General features: G+C 65.8%; 18 protein-coding genes and 1 tRNA gene. 15 read left to right on the top strand and 4 right to left on the bottom strand.

Features of this window, described 5'->3' with window-relative positions; translation table 11 throughout:
- Positions 1-3: 3 nt before the first annotated feature.
- On the bottom strand, positions 4-438 hold the full coding sequence (gene gspG, locus ACVCL9_RS03235) for a type II secretion system major pseudopilin GspG (RefSeq protein ID WP_447099138.1): 435 nt from the start codon (positions 436-438) through the stop codon (positions 4-6).
- Between the two features lie 494 nt (positions 439-932).
- Here gspG and ACVCL9_RS03230 point away from each other — a divergent pair, with 494 nt between their 5' ends.
- Positions 933-2531: an Ig-like domain-containing protein gene (locus ACVCL9_RS03230; protein WP_447099139.1), complete on the top strand. Its 1599-nt coding sequence runs from the start codon at positions 933-935 to the stop codon at positions 2529-2531.
- Between the two features lie 267 nt (positions 2532-2798).
- On the opposite strand, the gene ACVCL9_RS03225 is transcribed toward ACVCL9_RS03230, so the two are convergent.
- The gene (locus tag ACVCL9_RS03225; RefSeq protein ID WP_447099140.1) at positions 2799-3749 is read right to left on the bottom strand and encodes an RNA polymerase sigma factor; all 951 of its coding nucleotides are present in this window, start codon (positions 3747-3749) and stop codon (positions 2799-2801) included.
- A gap of 36 nt (positions 3750-3785) precedes the next feature.
- On the opposite strand from ACVCL9_RS03225, the gene ccmA reads away from it, so the two are divergent.
- From ccmA to ACVCL9_RS03155, 14 genes are all read left to right on the top strand, one after another.
- A complete protein-coding gene (ccmA, locus tag ACVCL9_RS03220; protein WP_447099141.1) occupies positions 3786-4421 on the top strand; it encodes a cytochrome c biogenesis heme-transporting ATPase CcmA in 636 nt (211 codons plus the stop codon).
- An 81-nt stretch (positions 4422-4502) separates the two neighbouring features.
- Positions 4503-5189, top strand: coding sequence for a heme exporter protein CcmB (gene ccmB, locus ACVCL9_RS03215; protein ID WP_447099142.1), 687 nt, complete (start codon positions 4503-4505; stop codon positions 5187-5189).
- Positions 5189-5947, top strand: a complete 759-nt coding sequence (locus ACVCL9_RS03210) for a heme ABC transporter permease (protein ID WP_447099143.1) — start codon at positions 5189-5191, stop codon at positions 5945-5947. The genes ccmB and ACVCL9_RS03210 overlap by 1 nt, the downstream gene beginning before the upstream one ends.
- On the top strand, positions 5944-6180 hold the full coding sequence (gene ccmD, locus ACVCL9_RS03205) for a heme exporter protein CcmD (protein WP_395117890.1): 237 nt from the start codon (positions 5944-5946) through the stop codon (positions 6178-6180). The genes ACVCL9_RS03210 and ccmD overlap by 4 nt, the downstream gene beginning before the upstream one ends.
- Before the next feature lie 22 nt (positions 6181-6202).
- Positions 6203-6655, top strand: a complete 453-nt coding sequence (gene ccmE, locus ACVCL9_RS03200) for a cytochrome c maturation protein CcmE (protein WP_447099466.1) — start codon at positions 6203-6205, stop codon at positions 6653-6655.
- A 125-nt stretch (positions 6656-6780) separates the two neighbouring features.
- Complete coding sequence (locus ACVCL9_RS03195; RefSeq protein ID WP_447099144.1) at positions 6781-8754, top strand: heme lyase CcmF/NrfE family subunit; 1974 nt, start codon at positions 6781-6783, stop codon at positions 8752-8754.
- On the top strand, positions 8751-9293 hold the full coding sequence (locus ACVCL9_RS03190; protein ID WP_447099145.1) for a DsbE family thiol:disulfide interchange protein: 543 nt from the start codon (positions 8751-8753) through the stop codon (positions 9291-9293). The genes ACVCL9_RS03195 and ACVCL9_RS03190 overlap by 4 nt, the downstream gene beginning before the upstream one ends.
- Positions 9294-9349: 56 nt before the next feature.
- A complete protein-coding gene (locus tag ACVCL9_RS03185; protein ID WP_395121372.1) occupies positions 9350-9775 on the top strand; it encodes a cytochrome c-type biogenesis protein in 426 nt (141 codons plus the stop codon).
- On the top strand, positions 9772-10824 hold the full coding sequence (locus ACVCL9_RS03180; protein ID WP_447099146.1) for a tetratricopeptide repeat protein: 1053 nt from the start codon (positions 9772-9774) through the stop codon (positions 10822-10824). Before ACVCL9_RS03185 ends, ACVCL9_RS03180 begins: the two co-directional genes overlap by 4 nt.
- 2 nt (positions 10825-10826) lie before the next feature.
- Positions 10827-11951, top strand: a complete 1125-nt coding sequence (gene metX, locus ACVCL9_RS03175; RefSeq protein ID WP_447099147.1) for a homoserine O-acetyltransferase MetX — start codon at positions 10827-10829, stop codon at positions 11949-11951.
- Between the two features lie 33 nt (positions 11952-11984).
- Positions 11985-12566 (top strand): cysteine dioxygenase family protein, encoded by a 582-nt coding sequence (locus tag ACVCL9_RS03170; RefSeq protein WP_395117880.1) that lies wholly within the window; start codon positions 11985-11987, stop codon positions 12564-12566.
- Between the two features lie 27 nt (positions 12567-12593).
- Positions 12594-12679, top strand: a tRNA-Leu gene (locus tag ACVCL9_RS03165).
- Between the two features lie 195 nt (positions 12680-12874).
- Positions 12875-13090, top strand: a complete 216-nt coding sequence (locus ACVCL9_RS03160) for a HipA domain-containing protein (RefSeq protein ID WP_447099148.1) — start codon at positions 12875-12877, stop codon at positions 13088-13090.
- Between the two features lie 68 nt (positions 13091-13158).
- The gene (locus ACVCL9_RS03155; protein ID WP_447099149.1) at positions 13159-13323 is read left to right on the top strand and encodes a hypothetical protein; all 165 of its coding nucleotides are present in this window, start codon (positions 13159-13161) and stop codon (positions 13321-13323) included.
- Between the two features lie 177 nt (positions 13324-13500).
- Here the strand turns inward: ACVCL9_RS03155 and ACVCL9_RS03150 are convergent, their stop codons facing one another.
- Positions 13501-15078 carry an NERD domain-containing protein gene (locus ACVCL9_RS03150; protein WP_447099150.1) on the bottom strand — a complete coding sequence of 526 codons (1578 nt, stop codon included), beginning with the start codon at positions 15076-15078 and terminating at the stop codon, positions 13501-13503.
- Between the two features lie 2 nt (positions 15079-15080).
- Positions 15081-16958 (bottom strand): hypothetical protein, encoded by a 1878-nt coding sequence (locus tag ACVCL9_RS03145; protein WP_447099151.1) that lies wholly within the window; start codon positions 16956-16958, stop codon positions 15081-15083.
- Position 16959: the final 1 nt, after the last annotated feature.

Genomic DNA, 16959 nt, shown 5'->3' with positions numbered 1-16959 from the left:
CCGTCACAGCGTCCACGAACCGATGTCGGCATCGTTGCCCTCGCCGCCGGGTGCACCGTCGGCCCCCAAACCGTAGACATCCACCTCCCCGTGCAGGCCCGGGTTCAGGTACTGGTAGGGATGGCCCCAGGGGTCTTTCGGCAGGCGCCCGACGTACCCCTCGGGCTTCCAGTTCGACGGGATCGGCCCGGAGTCAGGCCGGGACACCAGCGCCTGCAGTCCCTGTTCGGTGGTCGGGTAGCGCCGGTTGTCCAGACGGTAGAGCTGCAGGGCCTGCATCAGGCTGGCGATGTCCTGCCGCGATGCGGTCACGCGCGCCTCGTCCGGCCGGCTCATCACCTTCGGCACGACCAGCGCAGCGAGGATGCCGAGGATCACCACGACCACCATCAGTTCAAGCAGGGTGAAACCGCGTTGGGACGAAACACGTGTCGGCATGGTGGCGCCACCTCGGATGTGCAGAGAGCTTGCGGCTCGGATGTCCGGCCGCACTGCGCGTGCGCACGGCGGCAAGGCAAGACGGCTCCAGCACAGGCGCGACGCGTTCGGCGGGCACATCGGCCCGAAGATGCGCTGAAGTCTCCGTTGTGATGCAAGCAGCGGCCCGCAGGTTCCGCATGACGCGCATGCGCATCGTCGGTGCGGCAGGCAAACCCGTTCGCCGATCGCAATGCCTCTTTCGTCGTCCCGTGCGTCGACGGGAACCTTCTTCGTGCCGCTGCGTCGGTTGGTGAGCGGGGACTGGTTCCCCGGCGTCGACGCGATGCAATGCGGGTACCGCGCAGCGATGGACCTGCGCGGATTCGTCGATACGCAGAGACAGTTTCATGGTGCCGGCCGATGCGGGCGGCATGGGTTGCTGCGGCCGCTGGAAACCGCTGCGCGGAGTGTTTTTGTCCTGACTGGGTGCATCCAATGAAGAGGGAATGCAGATGAGCAGATTCATGCACAAGAAATGGTTGCCGACGGCGCTGCCTGTCGCACTTGTCGTCGGCCTCACCGGATGCGGCGGCTCCAGTCCCCACGGCCAGGCGGCCACGCCGCCTCCGGTCCCGGCCCCGACCGTGGTGTCCACCACCCCGGCCAATGCCGCGACGGGCGTGCTGAACACGGCGGAAGTCAGCGCCACGTTCGACCAGGCGATCGACCCGGCAACGCTGAAGAACGCCACCTTCAACGTGAACTGCCCGGCCGGCGCGGCTGCCTTCGGGTCCGTCACCTACGATGCGGCGACGAGGAAAGCCACGTTCGTGCGCATCACCGAATCGCCGACCAACCCGCCGCAGTCGGAGGTGGCCGAACCCATGGCGGCGAACGTCACCTGCACCGCGACCATCACGACCGGCGTCAAGGGCACCAACGGCGCCGCGTTGGCGACGAATTACGTGTGGACATTCTCGACCGTGACCGACACGGCGTTCCTGGACCAGGGCAAGCAGATCTTCCGCTTCGACACGTTCGGCGACGAGACGACGTGGACCGACACACTGCACATGAACGACGTCATCGCTGCAGCCGTCGATCCGAAGACGGCGTTGGCCGTCGGCCTGAAAGTGGACGCGGAGGCGCTTCCTCCGTCCGTCGTGGCAGGCATCCAGGACGGCAGCATCAGCCTGACCAGTCCCGACACCACGCTTGCGCTGATCAGCCTCGATGCGGTGGTGGGCATCAAGGGCACCGTGGAAACCGTCAACGGCAAGAGCACGCTGACCCGCGTCGGAATCACCTGTGCGTTGTGCCATTCCACGGTCGACAACTCGTTTGCGCCGGGTATCGGCAAGCGCCTGGATGGCTGGCCCAATCGCGACCTCAATCCCGGGCTGATCATCTCGCTGTCGCCGGCGCTGACCCAGGCGCAAAAGGCCGTCTACAGTTCGTGGGGGCCGGGCATGTACGACCCCCGCTACAACATCGATGGCATCAACGGTCCGCAGGTGATCTCGCCGGCCTTCGGCCTGCAGGGCATCCACAAGATCATCGCGACCGGCGATGGCGACGATCTGGCTTACTGGAACCGGTATGTCGCCGTCACGCAGATGGGCGGGCACGGCAACTTCACCGATGCGCGCGTCGGCACGGGCATCAACATCACCAACGGCACCGACGACCTGGTCACCGCCAAGCTGCCCGCGCTGCAGGCATATCAGCTGTCGATCGCGGCGCCACCCGCACCGGCCGGCAGCTTCGACGCCGCGGCCGCAGCGCGCGGCAAGGTCCTTTTCGAGGGCAAGGCAGGATGCATCACCTGCCACAGCGGCCCCGAGTTCACCGACGCCAACGAACGCCTGCACCCGGCAAGCGACGTGGCAAGCGAACCCGAGGCCCCCGGAGTGCCGAGCTACGCATCGCGCACGGCGACCAAGCAGTACCGCACGGCACCGCTGAAGGGTGTCTGGCAGCATCCACCGTACTTCCACAACGGCTCGGCGGCCACGCTCGACGACGTCGTGGCGAAATACAACGCGAAGCAGGCGCTTGGCCTGAGCAGCGCGGAGGTAGCCGATGTCGCGCAGTACGTGAAGTCGCTGTAGCTCGTGCGGGAGCGCCCGACCGGACGAATGCGACACGATCCGCAGGGCGCGACCCGGCAGTTCAAGCCGGCTCCGCGGCGCGGTTTGGCCAGATACCCGAGGACATCCCCCGACGCCGCCGGGGGATGCCCGCTTCAGGCAATCCCGATCGCCATTCGGGCAAGGCAAGCCGGCGGTGACCCGTCGGCGCCCTGCGCCGGCGTGATGCCGATGGCGGATCGCACCGGCATCTGGCGACCAAGCAGCGGCAACCGGGCCACGGAGGAGCTAATCGCCCTCGCCGGAAGCTGGTTCCGCCGAGAGCCACGCCATCACGACGGCGGTCATGCACGCGCAGCGCACGCCGAGAAACGGAAAACTGTCGGCCAGCATGTTGCCGAGCGTGGTGCCCAGCGACTTGCGCAGCAGCCGGCGCGCGCGGTGCAGCCGGGTCTTCACGGTCTGCGGCTTGATGGCCAGTCGAGCAGCGGTTTCCTCGACGCTGCACGCTTCGATCTCGCGCAACCTGAAGACGGTGCGATAGGGCTCGGGCAGCTCGTCGATCGCATCCCGCAGCAGGAGACGGATCTCTGCGCGGGCAGCGAACGATACCGGGTCGCCACCATGGCGCCCAAGCCCGGATCGGCTGACCCAGAAAGGATCCGGCGACGACATGTCGACGTGCTCAAGCCCGACCGTCGCGCGCCGCCTGCGCAAGCGGCTGCGCGCCTCGTTGAGCAGGATGCTGATCAGCCAGGTTCGCAGGGGCGCATCGCCGCGGAACGTGTCGAATTTGTCATAGGCCCTGGCGAAAGCTTCCTGCACGATGTCCTCGGCTTCGGTCTCCTCCTCGAGCACGCCGCGCGCGATCCGGTACAAGTGCGGGCCGAAGCGCTGCATGATGTACCGGAACGCTTCATGGTCACCATGCGTCACAAGCAGGACCAGCGCGGCGTCGTTCAGCGCGGCGTAGTCGATCCGCGTGACATCCGCGGACGAAGATGAGGACCCTTGCATGGCTATTTGGATGCAGATGCGGCTTGCGGGTTCCGGCATCGACCGGCGGCCGGCATCGGCGCTCACGAACGCGGGCCGCTGCCTGCCCGGCACGATCCGGCTACGGGCGTGCCCGACGCTCCGGGCCGCCGGGCCGGGCAGCACATGCGCCGGCATGGCCCGGGGTACGGCCCGGTGTACGCGCGCCTGCGGCACTCGCGCGACAGCGGCAGTGCGCCGCATGGACAAGCGCCATCGCCATTGCGGACAATCACGGAGATGACCGCCACGCCCGCCGCCGCGCCCCTGCTCGAAGCACGGGGCTTGAGTTTTCGTCGCCAGGACGAACCGGTGTTCGCACCGCTGGATTTCCGGTTGCACGCGGGCGAGCTGGCCCTGATCGAGGGCGACAACGGCAGCGGCAAGACCACCTTGCTGCGCATGCTGGCCGGCCTGCTGCATGTCGGCGAAGGGGAACTGCGCTGGCGCGGCGCGCCGCTGCAGCGCGACGCCACCGCCGGCGACATCCTGTTTCTCGGCCACCAGTTGGGATTGAAGGCGGACTTCAGCCCGCGCGAGAACCTGCGCGTGGCGGCCAGCCTGCATGGCTGCCGCGAGGGCGCCAACGCTGCCTCCGTGCTGGCCCGGATCGGCCTGCGCGGCTACGAGGACGAGCCGGTGCGGCGCTTGTCCGCCGGCCAGAAGAAGCGCGCCGCGCTGGCGCGCCTGCTGCTGCTGCCGGCCACGCTGTGGCTGCTCGACGAGCCCTACGCCAACCTCGACCGCATCGGCATCGCGCTGGTCAACGAGTTGCTGGAAGGCCACACCGACGCCGGTGGCGCGGCGATGGTCACCAGCCACGGCACCGTGAGTTTCCACGGCGGCGAACCGCGACGGATTCGCATGCATGATTGAGGCCGGGAACCCCATGCGTGAACTCGCTCCCCTGCGACCGAAGGAAATCCCTTTGGGACAAGCAGAGGGAGGAGCACGACGATGAACCGGCCGGGCCTCGGCACCGCCTGCGCCGCGATGCTGCGGCGCGATCTCGCGCTCGCCTGGCGTCGCCGCGGCGACATCGCCATGCCGGTGCTGTACGCGGTGATCGTGGCCACGCTGTTTCCGTTCGCGCTGGGCCCGGAAGACACCCTGCTGCAGCGGATTGCCGGCGGCGTGGTGCTGGTCACCGTGTTGCTGGCGATGCTGCTGGCGCTGGATGCGATGTTCGCCAGCGACATCGAGGACGGTTCGCTGGAACAACTGGTGCTGTCCCCGCAGCCGCTGGCGCTGCTGCTGGGCATGAAGATCCTCGCCCACTGGCTGGCTACCGCGCTGCCGCTGATCGTGATCGCGCCGCTGCTGGCGGCGATGCTGCACCTGCCCGGCGCGGTGATTCCGGTACTGCTGCTGGCGCTGCTGCTGGCCACGCCGCTGCTCAGCCTGCTCGGTGCCGTGCTGGTGGCGCTGACGGCCGGCACGCGGCGCTCTGGTATGCTGCTCGCCTTGATGCTGCTGCCTTTGTGCGTGCCGGCCGTGATCTTCGCCGCCGGCGCGGTGGCTGCCGCCCAACAGGGGCTGCCGTGGCTGGCACCGATCGCCTGGCTGGCTGCCGCCCTGGTGCTCGCCGTGGTGCTGGCGCCGCTGGCCTGCGCGGCCGCCCTTCGCATTGCCCTGGACGCATGATGTCTGACTGGATTCCGCTCTGGTTGCACAAGCTCGGCTCGCCGCCGACGTTCTACCGCTTCGCCGGCGCGCTGCAGCCGTGGGCGATGGCGCTGGCGCTGCTGCTGGGCGCGGTCGCGCTGTACGGCGGCCTGGTGCTGGCGCCCGCCGACTACCAGCAGGGCGACGCCTACCGGATCATCTTCATCCACGTGCCCAGTGCGTGGATGAGCATGTTCATCTACGCGGTGATGGGCGTGGCCTCGTTCGTCGCGCTGGTGTGGCGGATCAAGCTGGCCGAGGTGGTGGCGATGCAATCGGCGCCGATCGGCGCGGCGTTCACCTTCATCACCCTGGTCACCGGCTCGTTGTGGGGCAAGCCGATGTGGGGCACCTGGTGGACCTGGGACGCGCGGCTGACCTCCGAGCTGGTGCTGCTGTTCCTGTATCTCGGCGTCATCGGCCTGTACCACGCGTTCGAGGATCGCCGCCAGGGCGCGCGCGCCGCCGGCTTCCTGGCCATCATCGGCGTCATCAACGTGCCGATCGTGCACTTCTCGGTGAACTGGTGGAACACCTTGCACCAGGGCAGCACGGTCAACGTGTTCGGCCAGTCGAAGATGGCGTGGGACATGCTGTGGCCGCTGCTGACGATGACCCTGGCGACCAAGTTCTACTACGCCGGCAGCCTGTTCCGCCGTGCGCGCACCGACCTGCTGGACATGGAAGGCGGCAAGGACTGGGTACGCAAGATTGCCGAAGAGGAGGCCGACCGATGAGCGCGCTGCAGCAATTTTTCGCCGCGGGCGGCGAGGCCGCCGCCTTCTTCAGGATGGGCGGCTACGCCGCCTACGTGTGGCCAGCCTACGCGGTGTTCTTCATCGTGCTGGTTGCGGACAGCCTCGCGCCGGGACTGCGCCGCCACCGCGTGCTGCGGGAACTTCGCGCGCGACTGGCCCGTCAGAGTGCCCGTCAGCAACGTCATTCACCTCCTTCCACGCCGTCCGCCTGACCGGCACAGACCTGCCATGCCCATGAACCCCACCCGCAAGCGCCGCCTCATCATCGTCTTGCTGATCCTCGCCGCGGCCACGCTAGCCACCGTGCTGGTGGTGGTGGCGCTGCAGAACAACATGAACTACCTGCTCACGCCGAGCCAGGTGCAGTCCGGCCAGGCCAGCGGCTACAAGACCTTTCGCCTCGGCGGCATGGTCAAGGCCGGCTCGATCCAGCGCTCCAGCGATTCGCTCAAGGTCACCTTCACCGTGGTCGACGCCGGCGGCGCGATGCCGGTGGAGTACACCGGCATCCTCCCGGACCTGTTCCGCGACAACCAGTCGGTGATTGCCACCGGCCACATGGCCGGCGCCCGCTTCGTCGCCACCGAAGTGCTGGCCAAGCACGACGAAACCTACATGCCCAAGGAACTGAAGGACGCGATGGCCAAGGCGCATGCCGAGAAGCCGGGAATAGGGAATCGAGAATAGGGAATCGGAAAAGCCGTGCACACCATTCCCTGCTGTCAATTGCTGCACCGAAACGCGCCGAAACTGCGTGGTGCCTCGCTTTCACCTATTCCCCACTCCCTATTCCCTATTCCCGGCTCAAACCCATGACCCCCGAACTCGGCCAACTTGCACTGATTCTCGCCCTGCTGCTCGCCCTGGCGCAGGGGGTGCTGCCGCTGATCGGAGCGTGGCGCGGCAATCGCGCGCTGATGGCGGTGGCACGGCCCGCGGCGGCGGGCCAGGCGGTGTTCGTGGCGTTCGCCTTCGGCATCCTGGTTTGGGCGTTCCTGCATTTCGATTTCTCGGTGCAGTACGTAGCCGACAACTCCAACCTGGAGCTGCCGTGGTACTACCGCATCGCCGCGGTGTGGGGCGCGCACGAGGGTTCGCTGCTGTTGTGGATCTTCATCCTCAACGTGTGGACGGTGGCGCTGGCCGCGTTCAGTTACAAGCTGCCCGAAGTGTTCGCCTCGCGCGTGCTCGCGGTGATGGGATTGATCGCGGTGGGCTTTCTCGCCTTCATCGTGTTTACCTCCGACCCGTTCGGCCGGCTGCTGCCGATGCCCGGCGACGGCGCGGATCTCAACCCGGTGCTGCAGGACCCCGGCATGGCCTTCCACCCGCCGGTGCTCTACACCGGCTACGTCGGCTTCTCCGTGGCCTTCGCGTTTGCCATCGCCGGCCTGCTCGGCGGCGAGCTGGAACAGGCGTGGGTGCGCTGGGCGCGACCGTGGACCAACGTGGCCTGGGCCTTCCTCACCCTGGGCATCGTCGCCGGCAGCTGGTGGGCGTATGCGGAGCTGGGCTGGGGCGGCTGGTGGTTCTGGGACCCGGTGGAAAACGCCAGCTTCATGCCGTGGCTGGTCGGCGCGGCATTGATCCATGCGCAGGCGGTGACCGAGAAGCGCGGCTCGCTGCGCGCGTGGACGATCCTGCTCTCGATCTTCGCGTTCTCGCTGTCCCTGCTGGGCACCTTCCTGGTGCGCTCGGGCGTGCTGACCTCGGTGCACGCGTTCGCCTCCGATCCGCGCCGCGGCGTGTTCATCCTGATCTTCCTCACCATCGTGGTCGGCGGCTCGCTGTTGCTGTACGCGTTGCGGGCGCCCAAGGTGGCCGGCGGCAAGGCGTTCCAGCTGCTGTCGCGCGAAACCGTGCTGTTGATCGGCAATCTGATGTTCGCGGTGGCTGCGGCGATGGTGTTGCTGGGCACGCTGTTCCCGCTGATCGGCGACGCGCTGAACCTGGGCCGGATCTCGGTCGGCCCGCCGTATTTCGGCTTCCTGTTCCCCCTGCTGATGTTGCCGGTCGTGCTGCTGATGCCGTTCGGGCCGTTCCTGCGCTGGGGCAAGGGCGAATCGCCGCTGCTGAAGCAGATCCTGCTGCGCGTCGGCGTTGCCGCGGCGGCCTGCGCGATCGTGGCGGCGTTCTTCGTCGACGGCAAGCTCAAGGCGATCGTCGGCGTCGCGGCGCTGGTGTGGCTGGGCGTGGGCGTGCTGCTGTATGCCTACAAGCGCTGGCGCGACGTGCCGCGCGGCCGCCGTTATCCGGGCGAGATGGCCGGCATGCTGCTGGCGCATCTTGGCGTGGGGGTGTTCGTCGCCGGCGTGCTGCTGACCGAATCGCTCAGCGTGACCCGCGACGTGCGCATGGCGCCGGGCGAAACGCAGCACATCAGCGGTTACGATTTCCGCTTCGATGGCGTGCACCGCACCACCGGCCCGAACTGGAAAGCCGACCAGGGCGTGATCACGGTGACCCGCGACGACAAGCAGATTGCGGTCATGCACCCGCAGAAGCGCACCTACCCGCGCGGTCAGGTGCAGACTGAGTCGGCGGTCGACGCCGGCGTGTTCCGCGACCTGTACGTGGCGCTGGGCGAGCCGATGGACGCCGGCAACATCGAAGGCGCGTGGGCGCTGCGCCTCTACTACAAGCCATTCGTGCGCTGGATCTGGGGTGGCGGCTTGCTGATGATGCTGGGTGGTTTCGTCTGCGCCGCAGACAAGCGATTCCGTCTCAAGCGCACGGCTGATGCCACCGCTTCGCTGGACCTGCAGCCACAGGAAACCCGCGCATGAATCGCCTGCTGCCGTTCATCGGTTTCATGCTGCTGGTGGGCCTGTTCGGGTTCGGCATCTGGTGGAACACGCGCCACGATCCGAACGCGATCCCCACGCCGCTGCTGAACAAGCCCGCGCCCGCGTTCAACCTGCCCAAGCTGTACGAGCCGACGCAGACGGTGAGCAAGGCCGACCTGCTCGGCCAGCCCTACCTACTCAACGTGTTCGCCAGCTGGTGCATCGAGTGCGGCGTGGAACACCCCGTGCTGACCGCCGCAGCGCCGAGCCTTGGGGTGAAGCTGGTCGGCTACAACTACAAGGATGCGCCGGCCGACGCCAAGGCCTGGCTGGCGGCGCACGGCAGCCCATACGCGTTGCTGATCGCCGACGAGTCCGGCCAGACCGCGATCGACTTCGGCGTCTACGGCGCGCCGGAAAGCTTCCTGGTCGACGCGAAGGGCGTGATCCGCTTCAAGCACATCGGGCCGATCACCCCGGACGTGCTGGCGACCAAGGTCAAGCCGGCGATCGCCGCGATGCTGAAGGAGACGCCGTGAAACCGGGCATCGGGAATCGGGCATCGCCAGCCCGCGGGTTGCTGTTCGCGTTCTTCATCGCGCTGCTGACGTGCGCGGGCATCGCCCACGCGCAGGCGATCGAGCCGATGCCGTTCACGGATCACGCGCAGGAGCTGCGTTTCCAGCATCTCACCCACCAGCTGCGTTGCCCGATGTGCCAGAACGAGACGCTGGCCGATTCCAATGCGCCGATCGCCCGCGACCTGCGCAACCAGATCTTCAAGCTGATGCAACAAGGCAAGAGCGACGACGAGATCAAGCAGTACCTGGTCGCGCGCTATTCGAATTACATCCTGTACGACCCGCCGCTGAAGCCGGGCACCGTGCTGCTCTGGTTCGGGCCGCTGGCGATTCTGCTGGCCGGCGCCGGCGTGGTGCTGGTGGCGATCCGCAAACGCAGGCGCGAAGGCGTTGACACAAAGACCGTCGGCGACAGCGCCGACAACGGGGAAGATTGGTGAAAATCGCCTTTATCGTGGTGGCCGCGCTGATGGTCGCGCTGGCGCTGGCTGCCCTGCTGGTGCCCCTGGTGCGCGAGGGACGCCGCTCCGGCCGCGCTCGCAGCGTGTTCGTGCTCAGCCTGTCCATCGCCCTGCTGCTGCCGCTGGGTGCCGGCGTGCTCTACCTCAAGGTCGGCACGCCGGCGGCACTCAACGGGGTCTCTGCGCAGGCGCAGACGCCGATCAGCCTGCCGCAGGCGATCGCCCAGCTGCGCGAGCACCTGGCGCAGCAGCCCGACGATCAGCAAGGCTGGATGCTGCTGGCACAGACCAGCGCGATGATGCGCCAGCCAGGCGACGCGCGCGATGCGTGGGACCACGTGCTGAAGCTCGATGCCAACAACGCCGAGGCGATGGTGGGCTGGGCCGAAAGCGATTCGATGCTGCGCGCCGACCACCAGATCGAAGGCCGCGCCCGCGAGCTGCTGCAGCGTGCGGTGAAGCAGCACCCGGACAACCAGCGCGGGCTGTGGCTGCTCGGCATCAGCGACTTCCAGCGCGGCGACTACCGCAACGCTGCCGCCACCTGGCGCCTGCTGCAACCGCAGCTCGAACCCGGCTCCAGCGTGGCGAAGTCCGTCGCCGAACAGATCGCCATCGCCGACGCCCGCGCCGGCGGCGCACCGGCCGGTGCCTCCGGCAGCGCCGCAGCGGCTGTGCCGGCAGGTGCTTCGTTGCGGGTCACCGTCACCCTGGCGCCGTCGCTGCAGGGCAAGCTGGCCAAGGGCGACGTGCTCTATGTCTACGCGCGCGCGCCGGATGGCCCGCCGATGCCGCTGGCGGTGGCCCGGATCGAGCCGGTCAAGCTGCCCGCCACGGTCACTCTCAACGACGCCATGGCGATGACGCCCGCGTTCAAGCTGTCGTCGGTGGCACGGGTTTTCGTCGGCGCGCGGATCAGCCACGACGGCCAGCCCACCGCCGCGCCCGGCGACCTCGAAGGCGATGCCGGCGTGGTCGACGTCGCGCGCAAGACGCCGGTCGCCATCACGATCGACAAGGTGCACTGACCATGGGCGACGCGCGCCGCTATCTGAGCCTGCCCTCGCCTTTTCCGATGAAGCGCGGCGGCGAACTGCACGGCGCGCACGTCGCCTACGAAACCTGGGGCACGCTGAATGCAGCGCGCGACAACGCAGTGCTGGTGCTCACCGGGTTGTCGCCCAGTGCACACATGACCTCGTGCGATGAAGACCCGTCGCCCGGCTGGTGGCAGGACATGGCCGGCCCCGGCAAGGCGATCGACACGGATCGCTGGTTCGCGATCTGCGTGAACTCGCTGGGCAGCGACAAGGGCTCCACCTGTCCGGCGTCGCTCGACCCTGCCACGGGCGAGCCCTATCGGCTGAGCTTTCCCGAGCTGGCGCTGGAAGACGTGGCCAATGCCGCGCACGCCGTGGTCGCCAGCCTCGGCATCACGCAGCTGGCCTGCCTGATCGGCTGCTCGATGGGCGGCATGAGCGCGCTGGCCTACATGCTGTTGCACCCGGGCAGCGTGCGCGCGCACATCAGCGTGGATACCGCACCGCAGGCGCAGCCGTTCGCCATCGCGATCCGCTCCCTGCAGCGCGAGGCCATCCGCCTCGACCGGCACTGGAACGAAGGCGCCTATGACGACGCCAACTACCCCGACATCGGCATGAGCATCGCGCGCAAGCTGGGCGTGATCACCTACCGCTCCGCGATGGAATGGAACGGCCGCTTCGCGCGCATCCGGCTCGATCCGGAGCAGCGCGAGGACGAACCGTTCGGCCGCGAGTTCCAGGTGGAGTCCTATCTCGAAGGCCACGCCAGGCGTTTCGTGCGTACCTTCGATCCGAACTGCTACCTGTACCTGTCGCGCGCCAGCGACTGGTTCGACATCGCCGAGTACGGCCACGGCAGCGTGCAGGAAGGCCTCAAGCGCATCTGCATCGAACAGGCCATGGTGATCGGCGTGAGCACCGACATCCTGTTTCCGCTGCAGCAGCAGGAGCAGATCGCCGAAGGCCTGCAGGCCGCCGGCGCCAGGGTGGAATTCGTGGCGCTGGATTCGCCCCAGGGCCACGATGCCTTCCTGGTCGACATCGAGCACTACAGCCCCGCCATCGGCGGATTCCTGAACCGCCTGGCGGCCGCGCCATCGCCGCGCTGGTAGACTCTGGCCGCCACTCGCCCATCCGAGACCGCCATGCTCACCCTGGATTTCCCCGGCAGCCGCACCCTGATCGACGCGATCGACGCCGCCGTGGCCAAACCCACCACCCACGAACTCACCGACAGCCTGCGCCAGAGCCTGTGCCGGCTGATCCGCGAGCAGGCAGTGCGCCTGCCCGAATGCGTGTTCGAGGCCAACCCGGAGCACTACGCGCGCCGCGAGCTGTACCGCAGCGAAGACCACGGCTACTGCGTGGTGGCGATGACCTGGGGGCCGGGCCAGGGCACGCCGATCCACGACCACGATGGCATGTGGTGCGTCGAGGGCGTCTGGAACGGCGCGCTGGAGATCGTGCAGTACGAACTGCTGGAACACGATGCGCAACGCTACTGCTTCCAGGCAGTCGGCTCGATCCAGGCCGGCACCGGCTCCGCCGGCAGCCTGATCCCGCCGCACGAATACCACAGCATCCGCAACCCCAGCGACGACGCCGTCACCGTGAGCCTGCACGTCTACTCCGGCCCGATGGTTCGCTGCTCGGTATTCCAGCCACTGCCCGAAGACCGCTGGTACGGCCGCGACGTGCGCCAGTTGGGTCTCGACCGCGTGCACTGAACCCGGCATAATTCCCCGCTCACGCATGCCGGTGTGGCGGAATGGTAGACGCGGCGGACTCAAAATCCGCTTGTGGTGACACAGTGGAGGTTCGAGTCCTCTCACCGGTACCAATTGAGGGTTTCAGGCAACATCACCGAGACCCACGAAACACCCGAAGCCCGCATAACAGCGGGCTTTTTCATGCCTGAAGGGTTTTCAATCGGTCTCATTAGGATCGCAGGGAATCCAACGGTATCTGACGGTACTTTTGGCGGTATTTGTGTGAATGAGATCGTCGCGCCGACTAGTCGCTGACGAGGCCCAAATTGCCCCGCAGTGACCCGGAGCGGTCCAACTACCTCGTGCTGTCCCTTGCCGCGCGCAACGGCGACGCCCACCAGAAAGACTTCGGCTTGCTCTACGCCCATCCGCAGGCCGAGCGGCCACGCCTGGCGCCGCTCTACGACATGGTGACCACTGCCGCCACGACGACATCAACCCGCGTACCGGCGCCCTGTACGCCGACCGCACGCTGGCGCTGAAACTCGCCAGGAGCAAACACTATCCCAGCCGCGAAACCCTGCTCGACTTCGGCAAGACCCTGTGCCACGTGCGATCGCCCGAGCGCGTGATCGAGCGCATCAGCCAGGTCATGAGCGACACGCTGGCGGAACACCGCCACCGCGTCGAACCGGAGTTCTTCCAGCGCCTCAAGAGCGAATGGGATGGCGGACGCGCGGCAATTGCGCCAGCCACGGTGCATGGCGAGCGGTGAAGGCTTCCTGCCCAGAACGATAGGAACTTGTGCGGCAGATCGAGTCAGTATTTGAACTGTGTACTTGCATCCCGACCGCAGAGCCGCGGAAGCCGCTGGGAGCAGTCCCCGCCCGTCGATCCGATCGTGTTGATGGCCTTTGCAATGTAGCGGGCGCGAAGCGCGCACGGGCAACCGTCATCCCCCGTGTGGATCGACGTGGATCATTCCAAGCAGGGCGCGTGCCCTGGTCATTCCCACATAGTGCGATGACCGCAAGGGGGACTTCATGCTCGGAGCACACATGTCGACCAGCCATACAACTGAACTTTCCAACCCCTTGAAGCTCTCGATCTGCGCGAAACCGATAGCGCCATTGCCAGCACCTCGGGGAGAGTAGGCATCCAGTACCGCAACGTGCACCCCCGCATGTTCCGGCATCAATGCCGCGCAAGACTGCGAATAGGTCTCTGGCGACAGAATAACGATATCTGAGGGGCTTAAGCCTTCGTCATTGATCAGTTTCAGCAACTCGTTGTGCAACGCGACGGCGGCATCCTCCCTGCCGGCAACCGTTATCTCACGCACCGGAGGGCCATTCCCAACAGCAGACGCACCTACATCTGCGTCGAGCGCCTTCTGCACCCGCGCCAGGATGGGCAACGAGTTGCGACAGTTGGTTTTCAATGGAATGCAGACAGCGCCAAGAGCCGCAAGATACTCGTAGGCATCCGGCTGATATTCGCCGCACAGCCCGGATTGATTATTTGCATCGTGGAAGAAGCTCCAACGACCGCCATCAAGCCCGCCACGCAGAACACTGTCCAGGCGCTCCAAAGCATCCATATTCAGCACGTCCTGGCCTTCATCAACGATCAGGGCATCAAACACTTCTATACCGGCGCGCCTCGCGGTGACGGGAGCGGAGTTTGCCAGTGACACCGTAACCCCGGGTGTAGCGGCATTCTCAAGATAGGTCTTGAGCCACGGGGAGTGGCAGGTCAGAGCAACCTTCATACCAGCAGCGCTCCAACGCTTGGCAAGTTCCAGCGCCAGCATCGTCTTTCCTGTCCCGGCTCCCCCCGAACAAATGACGCGATCGTTGGCTTCGACGACGTCAATGTATCGAAGCTGATCCTCGGTCAGCTGAGCAATGCGCACTTCGGTCGCATGCGCCGATGCATGCAATGGCATCACCGCCTCGAACTCAGGGCGCATGAACTGCTGCAGCCTGCGCAATTGCTCTGGGCTCGCCTTCGAGTCGTTCCTGTCCTTGCTGCGCCAATGGGAAATCAATTTCTTCAGCCAATGCTCAAACTCGCGAAAGTTCCTGGCATCTGCGAGAACCGCCCTATCCCATTCGGCACTTTCGGGCAGACCTCCCACATCCGGCATGATTACCGCATACCCAAAGACGAAGGCGGATGCTAGCTCGGCTGGCAGTTTCTTCCGCAAACCATGGAGTGCGCCTTCGACCTGCCGGAATGGTGATTCCGCAAGGCGGTCAATGTTCCCATGGCGATTCTGTGTCTCCCAGACACCATCGTGGCAGGATACGCGGCCACCTTTGACTTCCAATACGAACACGCCACCTGGCCCGCAAACAACGAAGTCGATTTCACCAAAGCGCTTGTATTCATGTTGCGGCAGATTGAGCGAATGCATGGCGAACCAGCCATGCTGATCTGCTCCAGAAAAGCATGCACGTAACTGGTCGAAAACTTGCAGCTCCGCCCGGCTTCGAGTATCCAGCGGCTGACTTGGGATCATTCTCATGATCAGCCCCTGGAATCCAGTGCCGCTCTCACTTCACTTTCGACGTCATTGGGCATTGGTGGCCATTGGGAGATCTTCTTCAGGAGGCCAGCTCTGTCGATCTCGACGATCGGCGGCCTGATGTCCCCTCGAACGACAACCTCGATGCCATCGGCAGAAACGTTCAGACGATACTGCCCTGGCGACAAACGAATACGGGAAACGATGCAGTCTTGCCATCCAATCCGGCCGACTACCTTCGCCAGTGATGTATTGCGCGCCTCGCTCCAGGCACCTCCGCTCCCAATGAGCAGTTCACGAAGAGGCATCGGTCGGGGCGGCGTCTGATCCAGCGAGAGCCAGGCGCCACGCTGACTGCATTCGGCTTCGAACATCCTCTGTCCCACGAATCGCGAAAGCCCTTTTGGAGTCCGCAACGCAACAGGCAATCCAATCCAACCATCACGGGCTCCGAACAGGACCGCTGCAAGCACGAGCTCTTCGTCATTCAGGTCTGGGTGCGAGAATTCCAGTAGATCCACGCAGTGTTCGCGAAGACAGAACAGCAACAACGGGCGCGACAGCGTTCCCTTGTGACTTTCGAACAACTGGCTAATCGTGCCGCCGCCTAAACCGAACGTGCTGCGCATGTCGGAGATCAGTCGCCCCAGTCGGGGTTGATAACGCACTTCTTGCAGTGCGGCGAGCTGGTCATCCAGAAAGGCAAGGACAATGTCGACAGGCCTTTCTGCCGATCCGCTAAGCCGTGCATCGACTAATGCCTGTACCGCACCCCAGAACAGCCGTGCCTGCACCGGACTTTCCGGACGCGGGCTTCCGGATTCAATCCATTGCGCAAGCTCTGCCAATACAGCATCGCGTTGGACTGCGTCGCAATCGTCGGCAGTGCCGGCACCGCTGGCTATGCGATAAACCGAGCAACACAGGTCACTTCGGTTCGCAAGCTGGTACAGCATGGCCAGCACGCCCCCGATAGCCTCTCCGCGTGCTGGCGGCTGATCGACCACTACTTGAGTGGCGCCTTGTGGTTGTCTGGGCAAGGGCCAGATCATGGGCGCGGCCGAGGAAAAGAATTCCTCGCCCACCTCAATGCTCAGGCCAGCCAAGTCGATGTTGGCGAAATTGCGTGCGGACGCTTCGAACTCCTTGCGGTCTGCTGGTGAACGAAACACCAAGCGTGTCGCCAAGGCCATTGGCAAGGGTGCCGGCACAATCAGCGCACCCGTCTCAGAGTCGATGCTCAAAGGTAACGTCCCGGAGGAAACCTCGCCATTGCGCGAGACCAATCGAACCGGCCCGGCGAGCCTCGCGAGATCGATCTCGGCGATACAGGCGCGCAAGTGCTTTTGCTCACTGACGGCCTGCTGTACCGCAGCCTCCGGAACTCCGTCGCGAAAGATGGGAATCAGGCCAGGCACCTCGCTGGATGGATCACGATAATGCTTGCCCGCAAAGCCTGCCGGGCCCATGACCATGCCCGCGGCCAGCATATGAAGCAGGTTCAGGTGATTCGTCGCCAATAGCCAGGTTAGTGCAGCGACGTCGACCTGCTCCAGGCCGGAAGCCGCTGCGCCCGAAGGAACAGAATTCCCTGCAAGGACTAGCTCCGGTTCCTCAAGGGCAGGCGGCGATGCCGGATGTTGCATGGAAGGGTCCGGTGGCTCCAGGCGATCAGGCGCCGGGTCGAGGAGTTGCTCAGCTTCGCTATCCGGGGCCTCAGGCGGCGTTCCGGGCCCAGATTCGGTCGATTCGGCTGGCGCGATTGCTCCTAACAGGTCCGGCTGCCGGTTTGGCTCTACCGCTGATTCCGGTGTTGCCTTCTTGCGTGTCCGCTTGGCCGGCGGCTTTGCTGGATCTGTCACTTTCTTGCGCGTGGTCATG

This window comes from Rhodanobacter sp. UC4438_H5 (assembly GCF_052978405.1).
The sequence above is the reverse complement of the archived record's forward strand: the minus strand, read 5'-3'. Positions and strand labels throughout refer to the sequence as shown.

Coding starts and splice junctions, on each gene's coding strand:
- ccmE (WP_447099466.1), top strand. CDS start 6,203: ATGAACCCCACCCGCAAGCGCCGCCTCATCATCGTCTTGCTGATCCTC.
- gspG (WP_447099138.1), bottom strand. CDS start 438: ATGCCGACACGTGTTTCGTCCCAACGCGGTTTCACCCTGCTTGAACTG.
- metX (WP_447099147.1), top strand. CDS start 10,827: ATGGGCGACGCGCGCCGCTATCTGAGCCTGCCCTCGCCTTTTCCGATG.
- ACVCL9_RS03170 (WP_395117880.1), top strand. CDS start 11,985: ATGCTCACCCTGGATTTCCCCGGCAGCCGCACCCTGATCGACGCGATC.
- ACVCL9_RS03190 (WP_447099145.1), top strand. CDS start 8,751: ATGAATCGCCTGCTGCCGTTCATCGGTTTCATGCTGCTGGTGGGCCTG.
- ACVCL9_RS03230 (WP_447099139.1), top strand. CDS start 933: ATGAGCAGATTCATGCACAAGAAATGGTTGCCGACGGCGCTGCCTGTC.
- ccmB (WP_447099142.1), top strand. CDS start 4,503: ATGAACCGGCCGGGCCTCGGCACCGCCTGCGCCGCGATGCTGCGGCGC.
- ACVCL9_RS03210 (WP_447099143.1), top strand. CDS start 5,189: ATGTCTGACTGGATTCCGCTCTGGTTGCACAAGCTCGGCTCGCCGCCG.
- ccmA (WP_447099141.1), top strand. CDS start 3,786: ATGACCGCCACGCCCGCCGCCGCGCCCCTGCTCGAAGCACGGGGCTTG.
- ccmD (WP_395117890.1), top strand. CDS start 5,944: ATGAGCGCGCTGCAGCAATTTTTCGCCGCGGGCGGCGAGGCCGCCGCC.
- ACVCL9_RS03150 (WP_447099150.1), bottom strand. CDS start 15,078: ATGAGAATGATCCCAAGTCAGCCGCTGGATACTCGAAGCCGGGCGGAG.
- ACVCL9_RS03225 (WP_447099140.1), bottom strand. CDS start 3,749: ATGCGGCGCACTGCCGCTGTCGCGCGAGTGCCGCAGGCGCGCGTACAC.
- ACVCL9_RS03145 (WP_447099151.1), bottom strand. CDS start 16,958: ATGACCACGCGCAAGAAAGTGACAGATCCAGCAAAGCCGCCGGCCAAG.
- ACVCL9_RS03195 (WP_447099144.1), top strand. CDS start 6,781: ATGACCCCCGAACTCGGCCAACTTGCACTGATTCTCGCCCTGCTGCTC.